At 66.6% G+C, this 21,847-nt stretch carries 25 protein-coding genes; 6 read left to right on the top strand and 19 right to left on the bottom strand.

Annotation, left to right across the window (positions count from 1 at the left end; all coding sequences use genetic code 11):
• Positions 1 to 43: 43 nt before the first annotated feature.
• From C7H84_RS24300 to C7H84_RS37215, 8 genes are all read right to left on the bottom strand, one after another.
• Complete coding sequence (locus C7H84_RS24300) at positions 44 to 883, bottom strand: ABC transporter permease subunit (protein ID WP_059535122.1); 840 nt, start codon at positions 881 to 883, stop codon at positions 44 to 46.
• Positions 880 to 1,866: an ABC transporter permease subunit gene (locus C7H84_RS24295; RefSeq protein ID WP_121861341.1), complete on the bottom strand. Its 987-nt coding sequence runs from the start codon at positions 1,864 to 1,866 to the stop codon at positions 880 to 882. Before C7H84_RS24295 ends, C7H84_RS24300 begins: the two co-directional genes overlap by 4 nt.
• A gap of 10 nt (positions 1,867 to 1,876) precedes the next feature.
• A complete protein-coding gene (potA, locus tag C7H84_RS24290; protein ID WP_121861146.1) occupies positions 1,877 to 3,031 on the bottom strand; it encodes a polyamine ABC transporter ATP-binding protein in 1,155 nt (384 codons plus the stop codon).
• Positions 3,032 to 3,230: 199 nt separating this feature from the next.
• Positions 3,231 to 4,346, bottom strand: coding sequence for a polyamine ABC transporter substrate-binding protein (locus C7H84_RS24285; protein WP_121861145.1), 1,116 nt, complete (start codon positions 4,344 to 4,346; stop codon positions 3,231 to 3,233).
• A gap of 62 nt (positions 4,347 to 4,408) precedes the next feature.
• On the bottom strand, positions 4,409 to 5,836 hold the full coding sequence (locus tag C7H84_RS24280; RefSeq protein ID WP_121861144.1) for an aspartate aminotransferase family protein: 1,428 nt from the start codon (positions 5,834 to 5,836) through the stop codon (positions 4,409 to 4,411).
• A gap of 37 nt (positions 5,837 to 5,873) precedes the next feature.
• Positions 5,874 to 7,211, bottom strand: coding sequence for a glutamine synthetase family protein (locus C7H84_RS24275; protein ID WP_121861143.1), 1,338 nt, complete (start codon positions 7,209 to 7,211; stop codon positions 5,874 to 5,876).
• Between the two features lie 27 nt (positions 7,212 to 7,238).
• Complete coding sequence (locus C7H84_RS24270) at positions 7,239 to 8,024, bottom strand: gamma-glutamyl-gamma-aminobutyrate hydrolase family protein (protein WP_121861142.1); 786 nt, start codon at positions 8,022 to 8,024, stop codon at positions 7,239 to 7,241.
• A gap of 276 nt (positions 8,025 to 8,300) precedes the next feature.
• Positions 8,301 to 8,483, bottom strand: a complete 183-nt coding sequence (locus C7H84_RS37215) for a hypothetical protein (protein WP_006402789.1) — start codon at positions 8,481 to 8,483, stop codon at positions 8,301 to 8,303.
• A 468-nt stretch (positions 8,484 to 8,951) separates the two neighbouring features.
• Between C7H84_RS37215 and C7H84_RS24260 the strand changes: the two genes are divergently transcribed.
• Together C7H84_RS24260 and C7H84_RS24255 are read left to right on the top strand one after the other, a co-directional pair.
• Positions 8,952 to 9,503, top strand: a complete 552-nt coding sequence (locus C7H84_RS24260; protein ID WP_121861340.1) for a cupin domain-containing protein — start codon at positions 8,952 to 8,954, stop codon at positions 9,501 to 9,503.
• Positions 9,504 to 9,589: 86 nt separating this feature from the next.
• Complete coding sequence (locus C7H84_RS24255; RefSeq protein ID WP_121861141.1) at positions 9,590 to 11,080, top strand: aldehyde dehydrogenase; 1,491 nt, start codon at positions 9,590 to 9,592, stop codon at positions 11,078 to 11,080.
• A gap of 70 nt (positions 11,081 to 11,150) precedes the next feature.
• Here C7H84_RS24255 and C7H84_RS24250 read toward each other — a convergent pair whose 3' ends face one another.
• Positions 11,151 to 11,351, bottom strand: coding sequence for a heavy-metal-associated domain-containing protein (locus C7H84_RS24250; protein ID WP_006754615.1), 201 nt, complete (start codon positions 11,349 to 11,351; stop codon positions 11,151 to 11,153).
• Between the two features lie 335 nt (positions 11,352 to 11,686).
• Here C7H84_RS24250 and C7H84_RS24240 point away from each other — a divergent pair, with 335 nt between their 5' ends.
• Together C7H84_RS24240 and C7H84_RS24235 are read left to right on the top strand one after the other, a co-directional pair.
• The gene (locus C7H84_RS24240; protein ID WP_059521142.1) at positions 11,687 to 12,019 is read left to right on the top strand and encodes a cupredoxin domain-containing protein; all 333 of its coding nucleotides are present in this window, start codon (positions 11,687 to 11,689) and stop codon (positions 12,017 to 12,019) included.
• Positions 12,020 to 12,031: 12 nt separating this feature from the next.
• Positions 12,032 to 12,868 carry an FTR1 family protein gene (locus C7H84_RS24235; RefSeq protein WP_121861140.1) on the top strand — a complete coding sequence of 279 codons (837 nt, stop codon included), beginning with the start codon at positions 12,032 to 12,034 and terminating at the stop codon, positions 12,866 to 12,868.
• Between the two features lie 70 nt (positions 12,869 to 12,938).
• Here the strand turns inward: C7H84_RS24235 and C7H84_RS24230 are convergent, their stop codons facing one another.
• The 9 genes from C7H84_RS24230 to C7H84_RS24190 all read right to left on the bottom strand — a co-directional run bounded on the left by C7H84_RS24230 (position 12,939) and on the right by C7H84_RS24190 (position 20,107).
• Positions 12,939 to 13,157 (bottom strand): hypothetical protein, encoded by a 219-nt coding sequence (locus tag C7H84_RS24230; protein ID WP_111015945.1) that lies wholly within the window; start codon positions 13,155 to 13,157, stop codon positions 12,939 to 12,941.
• A complete protein-coding gene (locus C7H84_RS24225; RefSeq protein WP_121861139.1) occupies positions 13,157 to 13,612 on the bottom strand; it encodes a hypothetical protein in 456 nt (151 codons plus the stop codon). The genes C7H84_RS24230 and C7H84_RS24225 overlap by 1 nt, the downstream gene beginning before the upstream one ends.
• 88 nt (positions 13,613 to 13,700) lie before the next feature.
• A complete protein-coding gene (locus tag C7H84_RS24220; protein ID WP_121861138.1) occupies positions 13,701 to 14,021 on the bottom strand; it encodes a DNA-binding transcriptional regulator in 321 nt (106 codons plus the stop codon).
• A complete protein-coding gene (locus C7H84_RS24215; protein ID WP_121861137.1) occupies positions 14,014 to 14,379 on the bottom strand; it encodes a type II toxin-antitoxin system RelE/ParE family toxin in 366 nt (121 codons plus the stop codon). Before C7H84_RS24215 ends, C7H84_RS24220 begins: the two co-directional genes overlap by 8 nt.
• Before the next feature lie 142 nt (positions 14,380 to 14,521).
• Entirely contained in the window at positions 14,522 to 16,339 is a 1,818-nt protein-coding gene (glmS, locus tag C7H84_RS24210; protein ID WP_121861136.1) for a glutamine--fructose-6-phosphate transaminase (isomerizing), read from the bottom strand.
• A 51-nt stretch (positions 16,340 to 16,390) separates the two neighbouring features.
• Positions 16,391 to 17,752, bottom strand: a complete 1,362-nt coding sequence (gene glmU / locus C7H84_RS24205) for a bifunctional UDP-N-acetylglucosamine diphosphorylase/glucosamine-1-phosphate N-acetyltransferase GlmU (protein WP_121861135.1) — start codon at positions 17,750 to 17,752, stop codon at positions 16,391 to 16,393.
• 136 nt (positions 17,753 to 17,888) lie between these two features.
• A complete protein-coding gene (ttcA, locus tag C7H84_RS24200; RefSeq protein ID WP_121861134.1) occupies positions 17,889 to 18,884 on the bottom strand; it encodes a tRNA 2-thiocytidine(32) synthetase TtcA in 996 nt (331 codons plus the stop codon).
• Positions 18,881 to 19,285 carry a dihydroneopterin aldolase gene (locus C7H84_RS24195; RefSeq protein WP_121861133.1) on the bottom strand — a complete coding sequence of 135 codons (405 nt, stop codon included), beginning with the start codon at positions 19,283 to 19,285 and terminating at the stop codon, positions 18,881 to 18,883. Before C7H84_RS24195 ends, ttcA begins: the two co-directional genes overlap by 4 nt.
• Positions 19,286 to 19,363: 78 nt before the next feature.
• Positions 19,364 to 20,107, bottom strand: a complete 744-nt coding sequence (locus C7H84_RS24190) for an SDR family oxidoreductase (protein ID WP_121861132.1) — start codon at positions 20,105 to 20,107, stop codon at positions 19,364 to 19,366.
• A gap of 13 nt (positions 20,108 to 20,120) precedes the next feature.
• Between C7H84_RS24190 and C7H84_RS24185 the strand changes: the two genes are divergently transcribed.
• The gene (locus C7H84_RS24185) at positions 20,121 to 21,311 is read left to right on the top strand and encodes an SAM-dependent methyltransferase (RefSeq protein ID WP_121861339.1); all 1,191 of its coding nucleotides are present in this window, start codon (positions 20,121 to 20,123) and stop codon (positions 21,309 to 21,311) included.
• A gap of 16 nt (positions 21,312 to 21,327) precedes the next feature.
• The gene (locus C7H84_RS24180; RefSeq protein WP_040142330.1) at positions 21,328 to 21,522 is read left to right on the top strand and encodes a DUF2905 domain-containing protein; all 195 of its coding nucleotides are present in this window, start codon (positions 21,328 to 21,330) and stop codon (positions 21,520 to 21,522) included.
• 83 nt (positions 21,523 to 21,605) lie between these two features.
• Here C7H84_RS24180 and C7H84_RS24175 read toward each other — a convergent pair whose 3' ends face one another.
• A complete protein-coding gene (locus tag C7H84_RS24175) occupies positions 21,606 to 21,827 on the bottom strand; it encodes a hypothetical protein (protein ID WP_121861131.1) in 222 nt (73 codons plus the stop codon).
• Positions 21,828 to 21,847 lie beyond the last annotated feature (20 nt).

The raw sequence follows: 21,847 nt of genomic DNA, 5'->3' as shown, positions 1-21,847 counted from the left end.
GTGCGCCGGTCTTGTTATCGATCGATGGGGAAGGGGCGTCGTTTCAGGCCGCCGCGAAGGCCGCCTTCAGGTCGGCCACGCGACGCCGCTCGCGCGCGATCATCATCTGGTTCACGACGATCACGCCGATCGTCACGGCCGTGATGAACAGCGTCGCCAGTGCGTTCATTTCCGGGTTCAGGCCGAGCCGCACGCGCGAGAACACCACGAGCGGCAGCGTCGTCGAGCCCGGCCCGGACAGGAACGCCGACAGCACCAGATCGTCGATCGACAGCGTGAACGACAGCAGCCAGCCCGACAGCAGCGCCTGCGAGATCAGCGGCAGCGTGACCACGAAGAACACCTTCAGCGGCGTCGCGCCGAGATCGAGCGCGGCCTCTTCGAGCGACTTGTTCATCTCCTTCACGCGCGACTGCACGATGATCGCCACGTACGACACGCAGAGCATCACGTGACCGATCCAGATCGTCACCATCCCGCGGCCCTTCGGCCAGCCGAACATCTGCTCCAGCGCGACGAACAGCAATAGCAGCGAGATCCCCTGGATCACCTCCGGAATCACCAGCGGCGCGTTGATCATCCCGGTGTACAGCGTGAAGCCCTTGAAGCGGCCGAAGCGCGCGAGCACGAAGCCTGCCCACGTGCCGATCACGACCGACGCGGTGGCCGTCAACAGGCCGATCTTCAGCGACAGCCATGCGGCGGTCAGCAGCTCGTCGTCCTGCCACAGCGCCGCGTACCACTTCAGCGAGAAGCCCGACCACACCGTCACCAGCTTCGATTCGTTGAACGAGTACACGACCAGGCTGATGATCGGGATGTACAGGAACAGGAAGCCGAAGGCGAGGACGCCCGTCGACAGCGGTTTGCTTGGCTTGATCATTTCGCTTCCTCCAGTTCCTTGACCTGGTAGTACTGGAACAGCGCCATCGGCACCAGCAACAGCAGCACCATCGCGACCGTCACCGCGGACGCCATCGGCCAGTCCATGTTGTTGAAGAACTCGTCCCACATCACGCGGCCGATCATCAGCGTGTCGGCGCCGCCGAGCAGTTCCGGAATCACGTACTCGCCGACCGCCGGGATGAACACCAGCAGGCTGCCGGCGATGATCCCGTTCTTCGACAGCGGCAGCGTGATGCGCGTGAACGCGACCCACGGCTTGGCGCCCAGGTCGTATGCGGCTTCGAGCAGCGTGAGGTCCATCTTCACGAGGTGCGCGTAGAGCGGCATCACCATGAACGGCAGGTACGAATAGACCATTCCGATGTAGACGCCCGCATCGCTGTGATAGAGCCGCAGCGGCGTGTGGATGATGCCGAGCGCGATCAGCGTGTGGTTCAGCAGGCCGTCGTCCTTCAGGATGCCGATCCATGCGTACACGCGGATCAGGAACGACGTCCAGAACGGCAGCATCACGGCCATCATCAGCACGTTGCGCCGGCCGGGCTCGGCGCGCGCGATGTAGTACGCCATCGGATAACCGATCAACAGGCAAAACAGCGTCGACACGGCCGCCATCTTCAGCGAGCTGAGATAGGTCGCGATGTACAGGTCGTCCTTCAGCAGGAACGCGTAATGCGACAGCTGCAGCGCGAAGTGCACGACGCCGTCCTTCATCTCGACGAGCGCCGTGTACGGCGGGATGCCCATCACCTGGTCGGCGAAGCTGATCTTGAACACCAGCACGAACGGCAGCGCGAAGAAGACCGTGAGCCACAGGAACGGCACGCCGATCGCGACGCTGCGGCCCGACGGCAGGAAGCGCGACAAGGCGGCGAAGCGGCTGCGGCGTCTGGAGGCCGGGGTCGCGGCGGTGGCGCCGGTGGGAACCGGCGCGGACGGTGTGGAAGCGGAAGTTCTCATCATGTCGTCCTCACGCCGTCAGCACGACGCCGCTTGCCGGCGACCACGATACGAACACGTCGTCGTTCCACGACGGCGCACCGTCGTGCAGCAGGTGCGAGCTCGACAGGTTCGACACGACCGTCTTGCCGCTCGGCAAACGCACGTGATACAGCGAGTAGCTGCCCATGTACGCGATGTCGGTCACGACGCCGCGCGCCCAGTTGTGGCGCGAGCCGGGCTTGTCGCGCGATACGTGCACGCGTTCAGGTCGCACGGAGATGCCGACCGGCATCCCGAGCGGCCCCGTCACGCCGTGGCTCACGTACATGCGCGCTTCGAGGTCGTCGCTCTCGACGAAGATGTGATCGGGCTCGTCCTCGACCACGCGGCCTTCGAACAGGTTCGTCGAACCGATGAATTCGGCGGAGAAGCGGCTGTTCGGGTATTCGTACACTTCGCCCGGCGTGCCGATCTGCACGATCTTGCCTTCGCTCATCACCGCGAGGCGACTCGCCATCGTCATCGCTTCTTCCTGGTCGTGCGTGACCATCACGCAGGTGACGTCGACCTTCTCGATGATGTTCACCAGTTCGAGCTGGGTCTTCTGGCGGATCTTCTTGTCGAGCGCGGACATCGGTTCGTCGAGCAGCAGCAGCTTCGGGCGCTTGACGAGCGAACGCGCGAGCGCGACGCGCTGCTGCTGGCCGCCCGACAGCTGGTGCGGCTTGCGCTTCGCGTACTTGCTCATCTGCACGAGCGCGAGCGCGTCGGCCACGCGTTCCTTGATCTCGTTCTTCGGCGTGCCTTCCTGTTTCAACCCGAACGCGACGTTCGATTCGACCGACATGTGCGGAAACAGCGCGTACGACTGGAACATCATGTTCACCGGCCGGCGGTACGGCGGCAGCGACGCGAGGTCTTCGCCGTCGACGAAGATCTTGCCGGACGTGGCCGTCTCCAGCCCGGCGAGCATGCGCAGCAGCGTCGACTTGCCGCAGCCCGAGCTGCCGAGCAGCGCGAACAACTCGTTCTTCGCGATCGTCAGGTTCACGTTGTCGACAGCGGTGCTGTCGCCGAATTTCTTCACGACGTTTTCGATGCGCACGAACGCGTCGTTTTTCGAGCGGGCCGCGGCGGCCGGTTGGGTCTGTCGTGCAGCAGCGGAAGAGGGTATCGATTGCATGGGAGTCACCATTCGTTCTTCACGGATTGCAGGCGTGAGGGTCCCCGCGCGGGGCGCGCAATGCGACTCGCGGACGACGGCTCGTGCCGATGGAACAGGGCGCGCGGTGTGCGCGGGCGGACGGAGCGTCCGCGGATCTCGGGCGGGCAGGTGTCGGCCGATCCTTAGCCGATGCCTGCGCCGCCGCGATGGATTACGATCAGTGGCCCGTCTTCAACTGCGCCCACAGACGGTTCTCGAGGCGCAGGATGTCGGCCGGCATCGGCTTCATCAGCACCATCTTCTTCAGCACGTCCTCGGGCGGGTAGACGGTTGGATCCTGCGCGACGGCCGGCGTGACGAACTGATGCGCGGCCTTGTTCGCGGTCGGGTAGAACACCGTGTTGGTGATCGCCGCGTTGACCTTCGGGTCGGACACGTAGTTGATCCACTTCAGCGCGGCCTCCGCGTGCGGTGCATCCTTCGGGATCACCATCACGTCGAACCACAGCAGGCCGCCTTCCTTCGGGTTCGAGAACTTGATGTCGTACGAGCGCTTCGCCTCCGACGAGCGGCGATGCGCGATGCCGATGTCGCCCGACCAGCCGAGCGCGACGCACACGTCGTTGTTCGCGAGATCGTTGATGTAGCCGGACGAGTTGAATTGCGTGATGTACGGGCGGACTTTCTTCAGGACTTCGAATGCAGCCTGGTAGTCGCCGGGGTTCTTGCTGTTCGGATCCTTGCCCATGTACTGCAGCGTGGCCGCGAACACGTCGACGGCCTGATCGAGGAACGACACGCCGCAGCTCTTCAGCTTTTCCATGTTGGCCGGGTCGAACACCAGCGCCCAGCTGTCGACCGGCGCCTTGTCGCCGAGCGCCTTCTTCACGGCCTGCGCGTTGTAGCCGATGCCGTCGGTGCCGTACGCCCACGGCACGCCGTACTGGTTGCCGGGGTCGGCATCCGCGATCATCTTCATCAGCAGCGGATCGAGGTTCGCGAGGTTCGGGAGCTTCGACTTGTCGAGCTTCTGGTACACGCCGGCCTGGATCTGCTTGGCCATGTAGTTCGAGGTCGGCACGACGATGTCGTAGCCCGAGCTGCCCGCCAGCAGCTTCGCCTGCAGCGTGTCGTCGCTGTCGTAGTTGTCGTACTTGACGTGGATGCCCGTCTGCTTCTGGAAGTTCGGGATCGTGTCCGGCGCGATGTAATCGGACCAGTTGTAGACGTTCAAGTCCTCGGCATGCGCCGACGGGCTGGCGACCGACGTGAACGCGGCCGCGGCGGCAAGGGCCGCGACGGAACAGGCTTGGCGAAGAAGGCAGGCACGCATGGTGGAATTCCCCTGGGTTATGGTGGCGTGCGGCGCCCGCCGCACGCCTGTAGGCAAAGCCGTTACGAAAGGCCCAACTGCTGGGCGGTCGCATCGACGGCCTTCTTCGCCTTCGATACGAGTTCATCGATTTCCTGACGCGAGATCACGAGCGGCGGCGACAGCAGCATCCGGTCGCCGGTCGCACGCATGATCAGGTTGCCGTTGAAGCAGAAGTCGCGGCAGAGCGTGCCGACGTCGCCGCCGTTCGCGAAGCGGCGCCGTTCGGCCGGCGCTTCGGCAAGCTGCAGGCTCGCGACCATCCCGTGGCCGTGCACTTCGCCGACGATCGGGTGGCGCGCGAAGGTTTCGCGCATCAGCGCCTGGAAGTACGGGCCCGTGTCGTGCTTGACGCGCTCGACGATCCCTTCGTCGCGCAGCAGCTTCAGGTTCGCGACCGCGACGGCCGCCGCGACCGGATGGCCCGAGTACGTGAGGCCGTGATTGAATTCGCCGTTGTCGATGATCGGGCGCGCGATGCGCTCGTGAATGCCGACCGCGCCCATCGGCACGTAGCCCGACGTCAGGCCCTTCGCCATCGTGATCAGGTCCGGCTCGAAACCGAAGTGCTGATGCGCGAACCATTCGCCGGTACGGCCGAAGCCGCCGATCACTTCGTCGGCGACGAGCAGGATGTCGTACTTGCGGCAGATCCGCTGGATTTCCGGCCAGTACGTCGACGGCGGGAAGATCACGCCGCCCGCGCCCTGGAACGGCTCGCCGATGAAAGCGGCGACGTTCTCCGCGCCGAGTTCGAGGATCTTCGCTTCGAGCTGCTGCGCACGCGCGAGGCCGAACGCTTCCGGCGTCTCGCCGGCCTGTGCTTCGCCGAAGAAATACGGCTGGTCGATATGCACGATGTGCTCGACCTTCGACGGCATCTGTTCGTGCATGTAGCCCATCCCGCCGAGCGTGCCGCCGGCGATCGTCGAGCCGTGGTAGCCATTCTTGCGCGAGATCACATATTTCTTCTGCGGCTTGCCCTGCACGCGCCAGTACTGATGCACGAGGCGCAGCACGGTGTCGTTGCCTTCCGAGCCGCTGTTGCAATAGAAGAAGTGGTTGAAGCCGGCGGGCGTCACTTCGGCCAGCAGCGCCGACAGCTCGATCACCGGCGGGTGCGTGGTCTTGAAGAACGTGTTGTAGAACGGCAGTTCCTGGAGCTGGCGATACGCGGCGTCGGCGAGTTCCTTGCGGCCGTAGCCGACGTTCACGCACCAGAGGCCGGCCATCCCGTCGATCACCTTGTTGCCGTCCGAGTCCCACAGATACACGCCGTCGGCCTTGACGATCACGCGGCTGCCCGCGCGGTTCAGTGCACCCATGTCCGAGAACGGGTGGATGTGGTGCGCGGCGTCGAGCGCGCGATATTCGGCGGTCGTGCGCGCCTGCGTCGTGCGGGCCGCCGGTGCGGCGGGCTGGATCCACGCGGATTCGTTGCGGTACGTCATGTTTCCTCCGTAATTCGATAGTGCGTTGTGCGCGTGCTTACACGTGCAGCAGCAGATGACGGCGTTCCCACGAGCTGATCACGCGGAAGAACGCTTCGTATTCGGTTTCCTTCAGCGCGAAATACGCCTTCAGGAACTTGTGGCCGAGAATCTCGCCGAGCGGCTCGCATGCGGCCATCAGCGTGAGCCCTTCCTCGAGGTTGCGCGGCAGCTGGTACGGCAGCTCGTAGCCGTCGCTGACGAGCGGCTCGGTCGGTTCCAGCCGTTGCGTCATGCCGAGGTAGCCGGCCGCGAGCGTTGCCGCGAGCGCGAGGTACGGGTTGCAGTCGACGCCCGGGATCCGGTTCTCGATGCGGCGGGCGGACGGGCCCGAGTGCGGGATGCGGAAACCCACCGTGCGGTTGTCGTAGCCCCACTGCACGTTGATCGGCGCGGCCATGAAACGCGACAGCCGACGATACGAGTTGATGTACGGCGCGAAGATCGGCATCAGCGCCGGCGTGTACTTCTGCAGCCCGGCGAGGTAGTTGTAGAACAGCGACGTCGCGCCGCCCGTTTCCGGCGACGTGAACAGGTTGCGGCCGGTTTCCTCGTCGACGATGCTCTGGTGCACGTGCATCGCGGAGCCCGGCTCGTGCTCCATCGGCTTGGCCATGAAGGTCGCGTACATGTTGTGACGCAGGGCCGCCTCGCGCACCGTGCGCTTGAACAGGAACACCTGATCGGCGAGCGACAGCGCGTCGCCGTGCATGAAGTTGATCTCCATCTGCGCGGCGCCGACCTCATGAATCAGCGTGTCGATGTCGAGGTTCTGCGCTTCGCAGTACTCGTAGATGTCCTCGAACAGCGGATCGAACTCGTTGACGGCCTCGATCGAATACGACTGGCGGCCCGTCTCGGGGCGGCCGGTGCGCCCGACCGGCGGACGCAGCGGCAGGTCCGGATCCTTGTTCATGTCGACCAGGTAGAACTCGAGTTCCGGTGCGACGACCGGCTTCCAGCCCTTCGCCTTGTACAGGTCGAGCACGCGGCGCAGCACGTAGCGCGGCGAGATCTCGACCGGCGAGCCGTCGAAGTGCACGCAGTCGTGGATCACCTGCGCGGTCGGGTCGACCGCCCACGGGATCAGGCGGATGGTGGACGTGTCGGGCACGCACACCATGTCGGGATCGGTGACGCCGGTGAGCGACCCGTCTTCCGGATATTCGCCGGTGACGGTCTGCACCATCACGGCCTGCGGCAGCCGCATCGATTCACCGGACGTGAACTTGTTGCGCGGCGTGATCTTGCCGCGCGCGATGCCGGCCATGTCGGGAATGATCGCCTCGACTTCGGTGATCCGGTGCTGCTTCAGAAAGTCTTCGATGTCTTGCATGTCTGTTCTCGTTATGTGGGTCGGCGCTCAGGCGAGCGCGGCGGCGGCCGTGGCGCGCGTGCGGGCGTTGCGGCGCGCGCGGCACGCATCGCCGAACGCGCGGAAGATCGCGCTCGACAGCGGATCGTGCGCATGCCGCCATTCGGGGTGCCATTGCACGGCGAGCGCGAAGGCCGGGGCATCGACGACGCTGACGGCTTCGATCAGGCCGTCCGGCGCGACGGCTTCGACGGCGAGGCCGGAACCGAGCTGCGCGATGCCCTGCTTGTGCAGCGAGTTCACGTGAACGTCGTCGCGGCCGCCGGCGAGCGTGTGCAGCACGCCGCCGGGTGTCAGGTGCACGACGTGCGCGGGGCCGTATTGCGTGTCCATCGGCGCGTCGTCGTCCTCGCGGTGATCGGCGAGGCCCGGCACGTCGTGCACGCGCTGATGCAGCGTGCCGCCGCAGACGACGTTCAGCTCCTGAAAGCCGCGGCATACGGCCAGCACGGGCACGCCCGCGGCGATCGCCGCGCGCAGCAGCGGCAGCGTCGTCGCGTCGCGTGCGGGATCGTGCTTCGTGCCGGGTGCGCTCGGGTCGCCGCCGTACAAGTGCGGCTCGACGTTCGAGTAGCTGCCGGTAAACAACAGGCCGTCGACCGTGTCGAGCACGTCGTCGACCGACTGGCGATCGCCGAGTGCGGGCAGCACCATCGCGAACGCATGTGCGCCGTCGACGATCGCCGCGACGTACTTGTCGCCAACCGTATGCGACGCATGGGCGCCGATTTGCGTGAAGTCGGCGGTGATGCCGACCAGGGGTTTTCTTTCCATGACGTCAATCAGTTATCCATAAGGATGCTGCATGCGCTGCGCCGCAACGTGCGAAAACGCAGGCGCGACAGCGCCCCGCAGCCTGGCGAGATGCGCGAGGCCGCTGGTGAATGGGCACGGCGGGGAAGCCCCGCGCCGTGCGCGACGGTCAGGCCGTCGTTCGTTTTGCTGTGCTACGCGACGCGGCAATGGATGCGCGAACGCGTTCCGTCACCGCGGACGACGCGGATAACGAACAGACAGCTGAAACGAACGACGAGAAAAGGGGGAGAGGCGCTATGGCAGCAGCGACGCGACTTCGTCGGTATCGACGGCCACGAATGCGCGTGCGGAAACGGCGTTGTGACGCCGAACAGAACGACGGGACAGGATGGTGTAGATCGACAGGTGAAGCAGGCGAGGACTATGCCAGCCGCAACTGCCATCGGAAGCGGGAGCAGCGCTGCGCAAACTTCGCACATCGCCTCGATCCCACCTCACCAGAGGGCCACGGACTCTCACGATTACACTCGACTGGTTTGTTGAAAGTATTGAACACCTGATCGTTTCGGCGCGCGGGGCGTTTAAAATAATCAAGGTGCCGGGTTTGCGTCACTTACATCGAAAGGCATCAATTTTTGCGTTGCGATAACGTTTTTTGGTGCCAATGAATGGCCAATGACGCTGACCTGAGAGCCAGCATATACGAGCCAATAACGGCGTCAAATGTTTTTTGACGGTCTTGTGTCAGGGCTTTCCCGAGGCATTGCGAATAAAAGATTCGTAAATGGAATGATGCATCGGGTGTTCATTATTTCGAACGCCTTTCAGGGTTTTCCCCGCTGATGCGCGGCATAAAGTGATTAGAATATTCAACACGCGCCGAACGAGCCCAATGCGTCGTTTCACTTTTTCACCGCACTACATATCGTGTCCGAAACCGAATCGATGTCCACCGAAGTCGCCGAGCGCCTGCGTTTCGTGCGCAACAAGCATGGCCTGTCGCAGCGCGAACTCGCGAAGCGCGCCGGCGTGACCAACGGCACGATCTCGCTGATCGAGCAGGGCCGCGTGAGCCCGTCGGTCGGCTCGCTGAAGAAGCTGCTCGAATGCATCCCGATGAGTCTCGCGGAGTTCTTCACGTTCGAGCTGGTCGAGTCGCGCTCGATCGTGTCGCGCCGCGACGAGATGCCGAACCTCGGCAACGACGCGCTCGCGTTCCACCTCGTCGGCGCGGGCGTGAAGGACCGCAACATGTGCATCATGCGCGAGGTCTACCAGCCGCACGCCGATACGGGGCCCGAGATGCTCGTGCACGCGGGGCACGAGGGCGGCGTCGTCGTGTCGGGCCGGCTCGAGCTCACCGTCGACGGCGCGACCTGGTTGCTCGACCCCGGAGACGGCTACTACTTCGAAAGCCGTTTGCCGCACCGTTTTCGCAATCCCAGCGCGGAACAACTCTGCGAGGTCGTGTCGGCCAATTCGCCGGCCACCTTCTGAGCGCGCATCACCGCATTCGCCGCCGGCCGTGTTGCCGTTGCGCGGCGTGCCGCAGCGCGAATGACACAACCATTGAGGCATCCTGAATGAACAAGTTGACTTTGGCTGACTGGCAGGACAAGGCGGCGTCGCTCGAGATCGAAGGGCGCGCATTCATCGACGGCGCGTCGCGCGACGCGCACGGCGGCAAGACGTTCGACTGCGTGAGCCCGATCGACGGTCGCGTGCTCGCGAAGGTGGCCGATTGCGGCGAAGCCGACGTGAACGCTGCCGTCGCGGCCGCGCGTCGTGCGTTCGATGCCGGCGTGTGGGCCGGGTTGAACCCGCGTGCGCGCAAGGCCGTGCTGCTGCGCTGGGCCGCGCTGATGCGCGAACACCTCGACGAACTGTCGCTGCTGGAGACGCTCGACGCCGGCAAGCCGATCGGCGACACCACGACGGTCGACGTGCCGGGCGCCGCGTATTGCGTCGAGTGGTTCGCCGAAGCGATCGACAAGGTCGGCGGCGAAGTCGCGCCGGCCGACCATCATCTCGTCGGCCTCGTCACGCGCGAGCCGGTCGGCGTGGTGGCAGCCGTCGTCCCGTGGAACTTCCCGATCCTGATGGCCGCCTGGAAATTCGGCCCGGCGCTCGCGGCCGGCAACAGCGTCGTGCTGAAACCGTCGGAGAAGTCGCCGCTGACCGCGATCCGTGTCGCACAGCTCGCCTACGAGGCCGGCATCCCGGCCGGCGTGTTCAACGTCGTGCCGGGCGCGGGCGAGCCGGGCAAGCTGCTCGCGCTGCATCGCGACGTCGACTGCATCGCGTTCACCGGGTCCACCGCGGTCGGCAAGCTGATCATGCAATATGCCGCGCAGTCGAACCTGAAGCGCGCGTGGCTCGAACTCGGCGGCAAGTCGCCGAACATCGTGCTGCCCGATTGTCCGGATCTCGACCGCGCCGCGCGGGCCGCGGCCGGCGCGATCTTCTACAACATGGGCGAGATGTGCACGGCCGGCTCGCGCCTGCTCGTGCATCGCGACATCAAGGACGCGTTCATCGAGAAGCTCGTCGCGGCCGCGCGTGCGTACGTGCCGGGCAACCCGCTCGATCCGTCGGTTTCGATGGGCGCGATCGTCGATGGCATTCAGCTCGAACGCGTGCTCGGCTACATCGACGCGGGGCGCAAGGAAGGCACGCTCGTCACCGGCGGCACGCGCGTGAGGGAAGAGACGGGCGGTTTCTACGTCGAGCCGACGGTGTTCGAGGTGAAGCCCGATGCGAAGATCGCGCGCGAGGAAATCTTCGGGCCGGTGCTGTCAGTGATCGTGTTCGACGATGTCGACGACGCGGTGCGGATCGCGAACGATACCGAGTACGGGCTCGCGGCGGCCGTGTGGACATCCGACCTCACGACCGCGCACGACGTGTCGCGCCGGTTGCGCGCGGGCACGGTATGGGTGAACTGCTACGACGAGGGCGGCGACATGAATTTCCCGTTCGGCGGCTACAAGCAGTCGGGCAACGGCCGCGACAAGTCGCTGCACGCGCTCGAGAAATACACGGAGTTGAAGTCGACGCTGATCCGGCTGCGCTGACGCGGCCGACGGGCGTACTCACGGGCGCGGCGCCGGTCGGCGTCGTGCCCGCGTTCCGCGCCCGCGTCCTTCAGGCCGAGCGCAGCGCCGGGTGGAAGCCCGCCGCCTCGATGATCGACTGCACGCGTTCGGCGCCTTGCGCCGATTCGACCTTGACGGTCTTTGCGGCCACGTCGATGTCGAGTTTCGCGGCCGGGTCGGCTGCCGTCACGGCGCGCGTGATCGCGTTGGCGCAGCCGCCGCAGGTCATGTCCTGGACTTCGAATTCCATCGTGTGCTCCTGAGTTGACGATTGACGAACGAAGCGATGATGAAGCTTGCCATGGTGGGAAGGTCAAGCGCCGTTCGTCGTGATCCGATCGGTATCGCGTTGGCACTTTGTAATATTGAAGTCAGACGAATAGACGCTCCACGGCGCGCGTCAGCCCGAATTTCCCCCGATTGACTGTCGCGCATTGTCCGCAATCTCCTGCGGAGCCTTGCGGGACAACGCGTGTGTCACATTCGGGGCGCACGATCTCCATGCGCGGAGTAAGGGTACTCCGTGATGGAAATGCGAATCGATCTTACTATCGATTCTCTTCGATATTTCCATTCATTACGCACATGAACCGTTTCGCTTTCGGCTTCGCACTGGCCCTGCTGGGCGCGTCGGCAACGTCCGCTTTCGCGGCCGACGATGTCGTCAATCTGACCCTGAAGGACCACAAGTTTTCGCCGGATGGCGTGACGATTCCGGCCGGCAAGAAGGTCAAGTTCGTCGTGAAGAACCTCGACGCGACGCCGGCGGAATTCGAAAGCGACGACTTCAAGGCGGAGAAGGTCGTGCCGGCCGGCAAGTCGGTCGAGATCCTCGTCGGGCCGCTGAAGGCCGGCACCTACGAGTTCCACGACGAGTACCACGAAGCGCAGTCGAAGACGCACCTGAGCGTCAAGTAAGCGGATACCGCCATGCTGTCTACTGCCCTGATCGTCTTTCGTGAAGTGCTCGAGGCCGCGCTGGTGGTCTCGATCGTGATGGCCGCCACGAAGGGCGTGCCGCGGCGCGGCTGGTGGGTCGGCGGCGGGCTCGTCGGCGGCGTGATCGGCGCCGGCCTGATCGCCGCGTTCGCCGACGTGATCTCGCAGTGGGCGTCGGGCATGGGGCAGGAAGTCTTCAATGCGGGCGTGATGTTCGTCGCGACACTGATGCTCGCGTGGCACTGCATCTGGATGAGCCGCCACGGCCGCGAGATGGCGCTGCACATGGGCGAGGTCGGGCGCGCCGTCGCGGCCGGCAGCCGGCCGTTGACGGGGCTCGCGATCGTGGTCGGCGTTGCCGTATTGCGCGAAGGCTCCGAGGCCGTGCTGTTCCTGTACGGCATCGCGGCGGGCGACCCGGGGCAGACGCCGCAGATGGTCGTCGGCGGCCTGCTCGGCGTGCTCGGCGGCGCCGGGCTCGGCTACGCGATGTATGCGGGGTTGCTGCAGATTCCGCTGAAGCGCCTGTTCTCCGTCACCAACGCGCTGATCGTGCTGCTCGCGGCGGGGATGGCGAGCCAGTGCGTCGGCTTCCTGCTCGCGGCGGGCCTTGTGCCGTCGTGGGGCGATGCGGTGTGGGATACGTCGTGGCTGCTCAAGGAAACGAGCATCGTCGGCAAGGCGCTGCACACGCTGATCGGCTATACCGCGCGTCCGGCGGGGATCCAGATCGCCGCGTACGTCGGCACGCTGGTCGCGATCGTCGTGCTCGCGCGGCTGGTGGGCCGGCCGCAGACGGCCATGCGGCCGCCGCGGCATGCGGCGTGATCTGCCGCGGTGCGAATGAAACAAGGGGCGTCTTCGACGCCCCTTGTTTTCATCTGTTGCCCATTGCCGTTCAGCGGTGACTGTCGATCCACGCGCGCGCCCATTCGAGCCCGGCTTCGCGCGCATCGTCCTCGGTATCGAACACGCCGAGCACGCCCGACGCCTCGACGAGCCGGTTGTTCTGCGTGATCGTGCCGCTCGCCGCGAAGCGTTCGGGTTGCAGGATCTCGTCCTGCTGCAGGATCGCGTGGCCCCAGATCTGGTAGCCGTGATAGGTCTGCGCTTCCATTATCGCGTCACCTCCGCGGAACGGTTGTGCGTGCCGACGCGCAGCACGTTGCCGTCCGGCGTGTATTGCCGCGGGATATCGGACGTGCCGAGCGCGTGCGGCGTGTCGGGCGCCGCCGGCTGCATCACTGTGAGTCGGCCCGGCGCGGGCTGCGCGACCGGGCGCGGCGCGGCCGGCGCGTCGACCGTCGCGGCGGGCGGACGATGCGGTGCGGCTTTCATGGCTTGTGCGACGCGGCGCTTGTGCGGCTTGACCGCGGCCTTCGGCGGCACGCTCGCATGCTTTTCGGCGGCCTTGCTGCCGGCGTGCGCGTCGGCGCCGGTGCGTGCGGCCGGTGTGCGGGCCGCCGGCACGCGCGCTTCGGGCGGGTTCCAGACTTCGACGTAGTGCTCCGCCGCCCAGCCAGTCGACGCGGCGCTCAGCGCCAGCAATGCGCATCCAAACAGTCTTACCATGGTCTCTCCGTCATCTTGCTTGCGGCTCGCGTCGCGTTGCGGTGCGCGTTCCGGGATCGGCGGCTCAGCAGCGTTCGGGGAACGCGGCTCAGGAAAACACCTCGAGCCCGTGCTTCTCGACGATCTGCAGCATGCGCGCGGCGATACCGCTCGGCCGCTTGTCGCCCTGTTCCCATTGGCGGACGGTCGACGTCGTCGTGTTCAGGTAGAGCGCGAACACGCTCTGGCTGACGTTGACCGACTTGCGGATGCGCGCGATCGCTGCCGGATCGAACTTCGGCGCGGCTTCGATGCAGAGCGCGTCGTATTCGCGCATCGTCTTCTTGTCGATCAGCTGTGCACGATAGAGGCCCGACGCGGCGCTGTGGACCGCCTCCGTTGCGTCGCTCTTGAATCGGCTCTTAGCCATTGCAAATCTCCACCCACTCGTTCAATGCGACCAGTGTCGCGATGTCGACGTCGGTGCGTCGACCGACATCGGCGGCGAGCTTTCTGAAGGCGCGCAGTTCGCGAGCGTCGATGTTGTCGCGGTCGCATTTCGCGAACAGGAACACGAATACCCACGTATGCCCGACCTTGCCCAGCACGATGCCGCGCTGGCGATTCCCGTCCAGACGCTTCTTCCAGACGTTGCCGCCGAGATCGACGCCCTGGCCGCGGGCCAGCTCCCGCACCGCGCGGCACAGTTCGCCATCGGCGATTCCCGCTTTTCCCGCTGCCTTGTGAAACCACTTCGTCTTGAATACGCGTCGTACGGAAGCAGACATGTCGAGTCAGTCGAGTTAGCACAGGATTATATACCACTACGTGGTACATATTTCGACCTGGCCGAATGGCCTGACTGGCTTGCTTCACGCCGAGACGCAGCAGCCCGGAAGGGCCGGTGGCGGCCCTTCCGGGAGACGGGTTTTACTCCACCGTCACCGACTTCGCGAGATTCCGCGGCTTGTCGACGTCGGTGCCGCGTGCACACGCGGTGTGATACGCGAGCAGCTGCAGCGGCACGACGTGCAGGATCGGCGACAACTGCCCGTAGTGTTCCGGCATCCGGATCACGTGCAGGCCGTCGTCGTTGACGATCTGCGTGTCGGCATCCGCGAACACGTACAGCTCGCCGCCGCGCGCGCGCACTTCCTGCATGTTCGACTTCAGCTTCTCGAGCAGCGTGTCGTTCGGCGCGACCGTGACGACCGGCATCGCTTCCGTGACGAGCGCGAGCGGCCCGTGCTTCAGCTCGCCGGCCGGATACGCTTCCGCGTGGATGTACGAGATTTCCTTCAGCTTGAGCGCGCCTTCGAGCGCGATCGGGTAGTGCAGCCCGCGGCCGAGGAACAGCGCGTTTTCCTTGCGCGCGAATTCTTCCGACCACGCGATGATCTGCGGCTCGAGCGCGAGCACGCTGTTCAGCGCGGCCGGCAGATGGCGCAGCTCCTTCAGGAATTGCGCTTCCTGCGCGGCATCGACGTGCCCGCGCAGCTTGCCGAGCGTCGCGGCCAGCACGAACAGCGCGACGAGCTGGGTCGTGAACGCCTTGGTCGACGCGACGCCGATCTCGGTGCCCGCATGCGTCAGGAACTGCATCTCGGTGAGGCGCACCATCGCGCTCGTCGCGACGTTGCACACCGCGAGCGTATGCGTGTGGCCGAGCGACTGCGCGTGCTTGAGCGCGGCGAGCGTGTCGGCCGTTTCGCCCGACTGCGAGATCACCAGCACGAGCTCGCGCGGGTTCGGCACCGACTCGCGATAGCGGTATTCGCTGGCGATCTCGACCTGGGTCGGGATCTTCGCGATCGATTCGAGCCAGTACTTCGCGGTGAGGCCCGAGTAGTAGCTCGTGCCGCACGCGAGGATCAGCAGGCTGTCGATCTCCGCGAACGCGGCGCTCGCCGCGTCGCCGAACAGCGTCGCGTCGAAGGCATCGGTTTGCGGCACCGTGTCGCCGATCGCGCGCGGCTGCTCGAAGATTTCCTTCTGCATGAAGTGGCGATAGGGGCCAAGCTCGACCGCGCCGCCGTACGCGTTGACCACGCGGGTCTCGCGCTGCGCGAGCGCGCCGTGGCGGTCGACGATCTTCACGCCGTCGAGCGACAGCTCGCACACGTCGCCTTCCTCGAGGAACGTGAAGCGGTCGGTGCTGCCGGCCAGCGCGAGGGCGTCGGATGCGAGGAAATTCTCGCCGTCGCCGTGCCCGACGACGAGCGGCGAACCCTGGCGCGCGCCGACGACGGTGTGCGGCTCGTCCTTGTGCGTGACCGCGATCGCATACGCACCGTGCAGCTGCTGCACGGCTTCGCGCACGGCGTCGAACAGGTTGCCGCGATACAGGCTGTGTACGAGGTGCGCGATCACTTCGGTGTCGGTCTGCGACACGAATTCGTAGCCCTTTGCGCGCAGCGATTCACGCAGCGTCTCGAAGTTCTCGATGATGCCGTTGTGCACCAGCGCGAGCGCGTTCGACGAGAAGATCGGGTGGGCGTTGTGCGTGACGGGGGCGCCGTGCGTTGCCCAGCGCGTGTGGGCGACGCCGGTCGTGCCCTCGAGGTGCGATTCCTGCACCTGCGCGTCGAGATCGGCGACGCGCGCGACGCTGCGTGCGCGCTTCGGTGCGCCCGGCTCGAGCACGGCGACGCCGCACGAATCGTAGCCACGGTATTCGAGGCGCCGCAATCCTTCGATCAGCACCGGAACGATATTACGCTGCGCAACTGCGCCGACAATGCCGCACATGGAAATCTACCCTCTAGGTGGAGACGGGCGCCGCGCGACGCCCGCTTGATGTCAATTCTTCTTCTTGACCGGGCGGACGTAGCCGCTCTTCGCGGTCTGCGTCTTCTCGTTCAATGCGAGGACGCCTTCGGCGACGTCCTTCCAGATGGTCGTGCCGGCCGCGATCGTCACGCCGCGGCCGACGCGCACCGGCGCGACGAGCTGCGTGTCCGAGCCGACGAACACGTCGTCCTCGATCACGGTGCGGAACTTGTTCGCGCCGTCGTAGTTGCAGGTGATCGTGCCCGCGCCGATGTTCACGCGCGCGCCGATGTCGGCATCGCCGATGTAGGTGAGGTGGTTCGCCTTCGAGCCGTGGCCGATCACCGCGTTCTTCACCTCGACGAAGTTGCCGACGTGCGCTTCGTCCGCGAGCTGCGCGCCCGGGCGCAGCCGCGCGTACGGGCCGATCACGGTGTTCGCGCCGAGCTGGGCGCCGTCGATGTGCGTGAACGCGTCGATGCGCGTGCCCGCACCGATCGACGCGTTGCGGATCACGCAGTTCGCGCCGATCGTCACGTTGTCGGCGAGCGTCACGTCGCCTTCGAACACGCAGTTCACGTCGATCGACACGTCGCGCCCGCAGCGCAGCGTGCCGCGCACGTCGACGCGCGCCGGATCGGCGAGCGTCACGCCGTCGACGAGCAGCGCATCGGCGACGGTGCGCTGATGGATGCGCTCGAGCTCCGCGAGCTGCGCCTTGCTGTTCACGCCGAGCGTTTCCCACTCTTCGTCGGGCTGCGCCGTGACGATCTCGAAGCCGGCCTCGATCGCGAGTTCGACGACGTCGGTCAGGTAGTACTCGCCCTGCGCGTTTTCGTTCTTCAGCGCGCCGAGCCACATCGACAGCTGGGCCGTGGGCGTGACGATGATGCCGGTATTGATCTCGGCGATCTTCAACTGCTCGGGCGACGCGTCCTTCTGCTCGACGATGCGCGTGACGAAGCCGGGCGCGTCGCGCACGATGCGGCCGTAACCGGTCGGATCGTCGAGCGTGACGGTCAGAATCCCGTAGCGGCCGTCGCGCGCGGCGTCGACGAGACGGTGCAGCGTCGACGCGCGGGTGAGCGGCACGTCGCCGTACAGCACCAGAGTCGGTTGCGCGGGGTCGAGCAGCGGCAGCGCCTGGCGCACCGCATGGCCGGTGCCGAGCTGCTCGGCCTGCAGCGCGAACTGAACGTCGGGCGCGGCGACGGCGGCCTGCACCTGCTCGGCGCCATGACCGACGACGACGACGAGCCGCGACGGCTGCAGCGTGCGCGCGGTGGCGATGACGTGGGAGAGGAGCGGCCTGCCGGCCAGGGAATGGAGCACTTTCGGCAGCGCGGAACGCATGCGCTTGCCGGTGCCTGCCGCCAAAATCACGATATTCATGGCGCCAGCTTGTCTGAGGAGTTCGAAGCCGTCCATTTTAGCATGCGGCCCCTGGCGTTCCGGGCCTGTCGCGGCGCGGCGACAGTGCCGAAAAGGGGCGCGCTTCGCCCCATTCCGGTTGGCGTTCGGGCCCTGCTTACAGGTCGTCGAACTGGACGATCGAGATCGGTTTCGCGGCGCCCGGTGCGGCGGCGTCGTCACCCGATGCGCACGGCTCCTCGTCGAACGCGATGTCGCCCTGCGGATCGGCTTCGCCCGTCGCGCGCAGCGACGCGAACGGGAACTGGGTCGTATCCATCAGGTGCGACGGCACGACGTTCGACAGCGCACTGAACATGTTGTCGACGCGGCCCGGGAAGCGCTTGTCCCATTCGCGGATCAGCGCCTTCATTTCCGCGCGCTTCAGGTTCGGCTGGCTGCCGCACAGATTGCACGGAATGATCGGAAATTCGCGCAACTCCGCGAATTTCTCCAGATCGGTTTCCTTCACGTACGCGAGCGGGCGGATCACGACGTTCTTGCCGTCGTCCGACTGCAGCTTCGGCGGCATCCCCTTCAGCTTGCCGCCGTAGAACATGTTGAGCAGCAAGGTTTGCAGGATGTCGTCGCGGTGGTGGCCGAGCGCGATCTTGGTCGCGCCGAGCTCGCCGGCCACGCGGTACAGGATCCCGCGGCGCAGCCGCGAGCACAGCGAGCAGGTGGTCTTGCCTTCGGGCACGAGCCGCTTGACGATGCTGTAGGTGTCCTGGTTCTCGATGTGGAACGGCACGCCGATCTGCGTCAGGTACTCGGGCAGCACGTGTTCCGGGAAGCCCGGCTGCTTCTGGTCGAGGTTGACCGCGACGATGTCGAAGTCGATCGGCGCGCGCTCGCGCAGGCGCAGCAGCACGTCGAGCATCGCGTAGCTGTCCTTGCCGCCCGACAGGCACACCATCACCTTGTCGCCCTGCTCGATCATGTTGTAGTCGCCGATCGCCTGGCCGACCTGGCGCACGATCCGCTTGAACAGCTTGTTGTTCTCGTACGCTTCCTTCTGCTCGCGGCGCGTCAGCGCGCGGCGGCCGGTTTCGGCGACGGTGCCTTCGACGGCGACGCCTTCGGCAGCGGTGTCATTCATGTGGGGGGCGTTCATTCGCGCTCCTCGTCCTTGATGCGAAAGACTTCGACGCCGACGGCGTCGCAGTCCGGATAGGCGTCCGGTTTCTCGGTACAGACGCGTACCGCGCGCACGGTGTCGTGCGAGAGCAGGGCTGCGGCGATCGCGTCGCACAGCGTTTCCTGCAGGTGGATGTGGCCGCGCGCGAGGCACTGCGCGACGCTCTGCTTCATCAGGTCGTAGTCGACGACTTCATGCAGCCGGTCGTCGACGGGCGTCGATTGGGCGAGCGGCACGAACAGGTCGATGTTGATGACGACGCGCTGCTCGCCGCGCTTCTCGTGTTCGAAGGCCCCGATGTTGATGTGCACCTCGTAGTCGCGCAGGTAGAGCCTGCGGCAGTCCGCGAGGCGGGGGTGCAGGAGAGCGGAAAACATGGTCGTCCCAGTCAAATTGGCGTGCGCACACGCAAAGCGGCGCGGGTAGCGGCAGTCAGGCCGCGCGCGCCGCGCAGTTCAGTCATTCGGGCCGGCGGCGGGCGGCACCAGGTGCTCGCCGCCGTCGACGGTCAGCGTCGCGCCCGTGACGCCGGGCGCGCTCGCGAGATAGCAGGCCGCCGCCGCGATGTCGTTCGCGTGCGGCGCGTGGCCGCGCACCAGCGCCGCGACGCGCACCTTCGGCGCGAGCGCCAGCGCCAGCGCCGAGGTCGCGCGGTTCAGCGCGGCCTGCATCAGCGCATGCGACAGCTGCGCCGGCGCCGGATGAAACAGCGCCTGATCCAGCACGTGGATCGCACACGCGCGCAGCGTTTCGTCGTCGCGCGCGGCGTCGGGCGTCGCGTCGGCGAGCGCGCGGGCCAGCGCGAGCGGCGCCGTCACGTTGCGCGCGAGCGCATCGGCGAGCGACGCGGCGTCCACCGTGTGCGCGTCGTCGGTGCCGGCGCACGCGCTCACGAACACCACGCAGGCCGGCCGGCCCAGCGCATCGGCGCAGGCGGCGACCAGCGCCGCGGCGTCGCTTTCCAGGGCCAGATCGGCGGCGAGCACGACCGCGCGGCGGCCGCGCGCGGCGACTTCGGCGACGAGCGCGTCGGCGGCTGCGGGCGGCGCGGCGGGACTGCGCTGCAGCGCGACGTCCCAGCCGCGCTGCGCGAAGCCGGTCGCGAGCGCACGACCGAGCGACGCGGCGTCGGCCGCGCTGCCCAGCGCGCCTGCGACGAGCGCGATGCGCGGGGGCGACGTATCGGCTGAAACGGTCATTTACAATGCCGGGATGAACCCGAAAGCTCACGAACCCGCTAGTTTACCTGCTCCCGGCCCTGACGCGCTTGCGCAGTCCGAAACGCTTGCCGCGCAACTGCGCGACGAGATCGCGGCGGCCGGCGGCTGGCTGCCGTTCGACCGCTTCATGGAGCGCGCGCTGTATGCGCCCGGCCTCGGCTATTACAGCGGCGGCGCGCGCAAGTTCGGACGCCGTGCCGACGACGGCAGCGACTTCGTGACGGCCCCCGAACTGTCGCCGCTGTTCGCGCAGACGCTCGCGAACCCCGTCGCCGAAGCGCTGGCCGCGAGCGGCACGCGCCGCGTGATGGAATTCGGCGCGGGCACCGGCAAGCTCGCGGCCGGGCTGCTCGCCGCGCTCGATGCGCTCGGCGTCGAACTCGACGAATACCTGATCGTCGACCTGTCCGGCGAACTGCGCGAACGGCAGCGCGACACGATCGCGGCCGCCGCGCCGGCGCTCGCCGGGAAGGTGCGCTGGCTCGACGCGCTGCCCGAGCGCTTCGACGGCGTCGTGGTCGGCAACGAGGTGCTCGATGCGATGCCGGTGCGGCTGTTCGCGAAGGCGGGCGGCGCGTGGCGCGAGCGCGGCGTCGCGCTCGACGCGCGGCACGCGTTCGTGTTCGACGACCGGCCCGCCGGTGCGGCCGGCCTGCCGCCGGTGCTCGCGACGCTCGACGTCGACGACGGCTACGTGACCGAGACGCACGAAGCCGCGCTGGCGTTCACGCGCACCGTCTGCACGATGCTCGGGCGCGGCGCGGTGCTGCTGGTCGACTACGGCTTTCCCGCGCACGAGTACTACCATCCGCAGCGCGACCGCGGCACGCTGATGTGCCACTACCGCCACCACGCGCACGACGACGCCTTCCTGTATCCGGGGCTGCAGGACATCACCGCGCACGTCGAATTCACCGGCATCTACGACGCGGGCGTCGCGACCGGCGCCGACCTGCTCGGCTACACGTCGCAGGCGCGCTTCCTGTTGAACGCGGGCATCACCGACGCGCTCGCCGCGATCGATCCGTCCGACATCCACCAGTTCCTGCCGGCCGCGAACGCGGTGCAGAAGCTGATCTCGGAGGCCGAGATGGGCGAGCTGTTCAAGGTGATCGCGTTCTCGCGCGGCATCGACGGCACGCTCGACGCGTTCGCGCGCGGCGACCGCTCGCACGCGCTCTGACAGGAAGGGGCCCGGCATGCTGCGCTGGCTGATGGCGTCGTTCGTCGCGGTGATGATCCTGACGCGCTGCTGGCCGTGGCTCGGCAAGCTCGGCATCGGCCGGCTGCCGGGCGACGTCACGCTGACGCTCGGCGGGCGGCGCTATCCGTTCCCGTTCATGTCGACGCTGGTGCTGACGATGCTGGTGTCGATGGTGGCGCGGCTGCTGTGAGCCGCGCCGGATGTGGCGGCGCGTCGCGGCCGGGCCGCTGAGCGCGCGTGAAGGTTCGGTGCGTTACAACGACAGCTCGCGCCTCACAGCTCAATCTCGCCGAGGATCCGGTGCGCGAGCGCCTTCGCTTCCTCGAACGCTTCCTCCTCGCTCGGACTGGTCGTGTGGACGTCGTAGCGCATGTTCTCCGTCTCGTCGCCGTCGTCCCGCGCGAGGATCACGTAGCCCTGGAACTGCCCGTTGCCCGCGTGCTGCGTGTGCGCCTTGGCCGTGTAGATGCCCTTGGTGAACGTGTTCGTGTCCATCGTGCCTCTCCCGCAAAAGG

Origin of the sequence: Burkholderia sp. Nafp2/4-1b (genome assembly GCF_003635165.1) — a bacterium.
Lineage (GTDB): Bacteria > Pseudomonadota > Gammaproteobacteria > Burkholderiales > Burkholderiaceae > Burkholderia.
Note: the sequence above shows the minus strand (reverse complement) of the source record. Positions and strands in the feature narration are given on the sequence as shown.

What these genes read in the sequence shown, in the direction of transcription:
- C7H84_RS24285 (WP_121861145.1), bottom strand. Translation starts at nt 4,346, where the DNA reads ATGCGTGCCTGCCTTCTTCGCCAAGCCTGTTCCGTCGCGGCCCTTGCC.
- C7H84_RS24190 (WP_121861132.1), bottom strand. Translation starts at nt 20,107, where the DNA reads ATGACCGTTTCAGCCGATACGTCGCCCCCGCGCATCGCGCTCGTCGCA.
- C7H84_RS24240 (WP_059521142.1), top strand. Translation starts at nt 11,687, where the DNA reads ATGAACCGTTTCGCTTTCGGCTTCGCACTGGCCCTGCTGGGCGCGTCG.
- C7H84_RS24215 (WP_121861137.1), bottom strand. Translation starts at nt 14,379, where the DNA reads ATGTCTGCTTCCGTACGACGCGTATTCAAGACGAAGTGGTTTCACAAG.
- C7H84_RS24220 (WP_121861138.1), bottom strand. Translation starts at nt 14,021, where the DNA reads ATGGCTAAGAGCCGATTCAAGAGCGACGCAACGGAGGCGGTCCACAGC.
- C7H84_RS24270 (WP_121861142.1), bottom strand. Translation starts at nt 8,024, where the DNA reads ATGGAAAGAAAACCCCTGGTCGGCATCACCGCCGACTTCACGCAAATC.
- C7H84_RS24295 (WP_121861341.1), bottom strand. Translation starts at nt 1,866, where the DNA reads ATGAGAACTTCCGCTTCCACACCGTCCGCGCCGGTTCCCACCGGCGCC.
- glmS (WP_121861136.1), bottom strand. Translation starts at nt 16,339, where the DNA reads ATGTGCGGCATTGTCGGCGCAGTTGCGCAGCGTAATATCGTTCCGGTG.
- C7H84_RS24225 (WP_121861139.1), bottom strand. Translation starts at nt 13,612, where the DNA reads ATGGTAAGACTGTTTGGATGCGCATTGCTGGCGCTGAGCGCCGCGTCG.
- C7H84_RS24175 (WP_121861131.1), bottom strand. Translation starts at nt 21,827, where the DNA reads ATGGACACGAACACGTTCACCAAGGGCATCTACACGGCCAAGGCGCAC.
- C7H84_RS24280 (WP_121861144.1), bottom strand. Translation starts at nt 5,836, where the DNA reads ATGACGTACCGCAACGAATCCGCGTGGATCCAGCCCGCCGCACCGGCG.
- C7H84_RS24235 (WP_121861140.1), top strand. Translation starts at nt 12,032, where the DNA reads ATGCTGTCTACTGCCCTGATCGTCTTTCGTGAAGTGCTCGAGGCCGCG.
- glmU (WP_121861135.1), bottom strand. Translation starts at nt 17,752, where the DNA reads ATGAATATCGTGATTTTGGCGGCAGGCACCGGCAAGCGCATGCGTTCC.
- C7H84_RS24195 (WP_121861133.1), bottom strand. Translation starts at nt 19,285, where the DNA reads ATGTTTTCCGCTCTCCTGCACCCCCGCCTCGCGGACTGCCGCAGGCTC.
- C7H84_RS24300 (WP_059535122.1), bottom strand. Translation starts at nt 883, where the DNA reads ATGATCAAGCCAAGCAAACCGCTGTCGACGGGCGTCCTCGCCTTCGGC.
- C7H84_RS24250 (WP_006754615.1), bottom strand. Translation starts at nt 11,351, where the DNA reads ATGGAATTCGAAGTCCAGGACATGACCTGCGGCGGCTGCGCCAACGCG.
- C7H84_RS24275 (WP_121861143.1), bottom strand. Translation starts at nt 7,211, where the DNA reads ATGCAAGACATCGAAGACTTTCTGAAGCAGCACCGGATCACCGAAGTC.
- C7H84_RS24230 (WP_111015945.1), bottom strand. Translation starts at nt 13,157, where the DNA reads ATGGAAGCGCAGACCTATCACGGCTACCAGATCTGGGGCCACGCGATC.
- C7H84_RS24260 (WP_121861340.1), top strand. Translation starts at nt 8,952, where the DNA reads ATGTCCACCGAAGTCGCCGAGCGCCTGCGTTTCGTGCGCAACAAGCAT.
- C7H84_RS24185 (WP_121861339.1), top strand. Translation starts at nt 20,121, where the DNA reads ATGAACCCGAAAGCTCACGAACCCGCTAGTTTACCTGCTCCCGGCCCT.
- C7H84_RS24255 (WP_121861141.1), top strand. Translation starts at nt 9,590, where the DNA reads ATGAACAAGTTGACTTTGGCTGACTGGCAGGACAAGGCGGCGTCGCTC.
- C7H84_RS24180 (WP_040142330.1), top strand. Translation starts at nt 21,328, where the DNA reads ATGCTGCGCTGGCTGATGGCGTCGTTCGTCGCGGTGATGATCCTGACG.
- ttcA (WP_121861134.1), bottom strand. Translation starts at nt 18,884, where the DNA reads ATGAACGCCCCCCACATGAATGACACCGCTGCCGAAGGCGTCGCCGTC.
- potA (WP_121861146.1), bottom strand. Translation starts at nt 3,031, where the DNA reads ATGCAATCGATACCCTCTTCCGCTGCTGCACGACAGACCCAACCGGCC.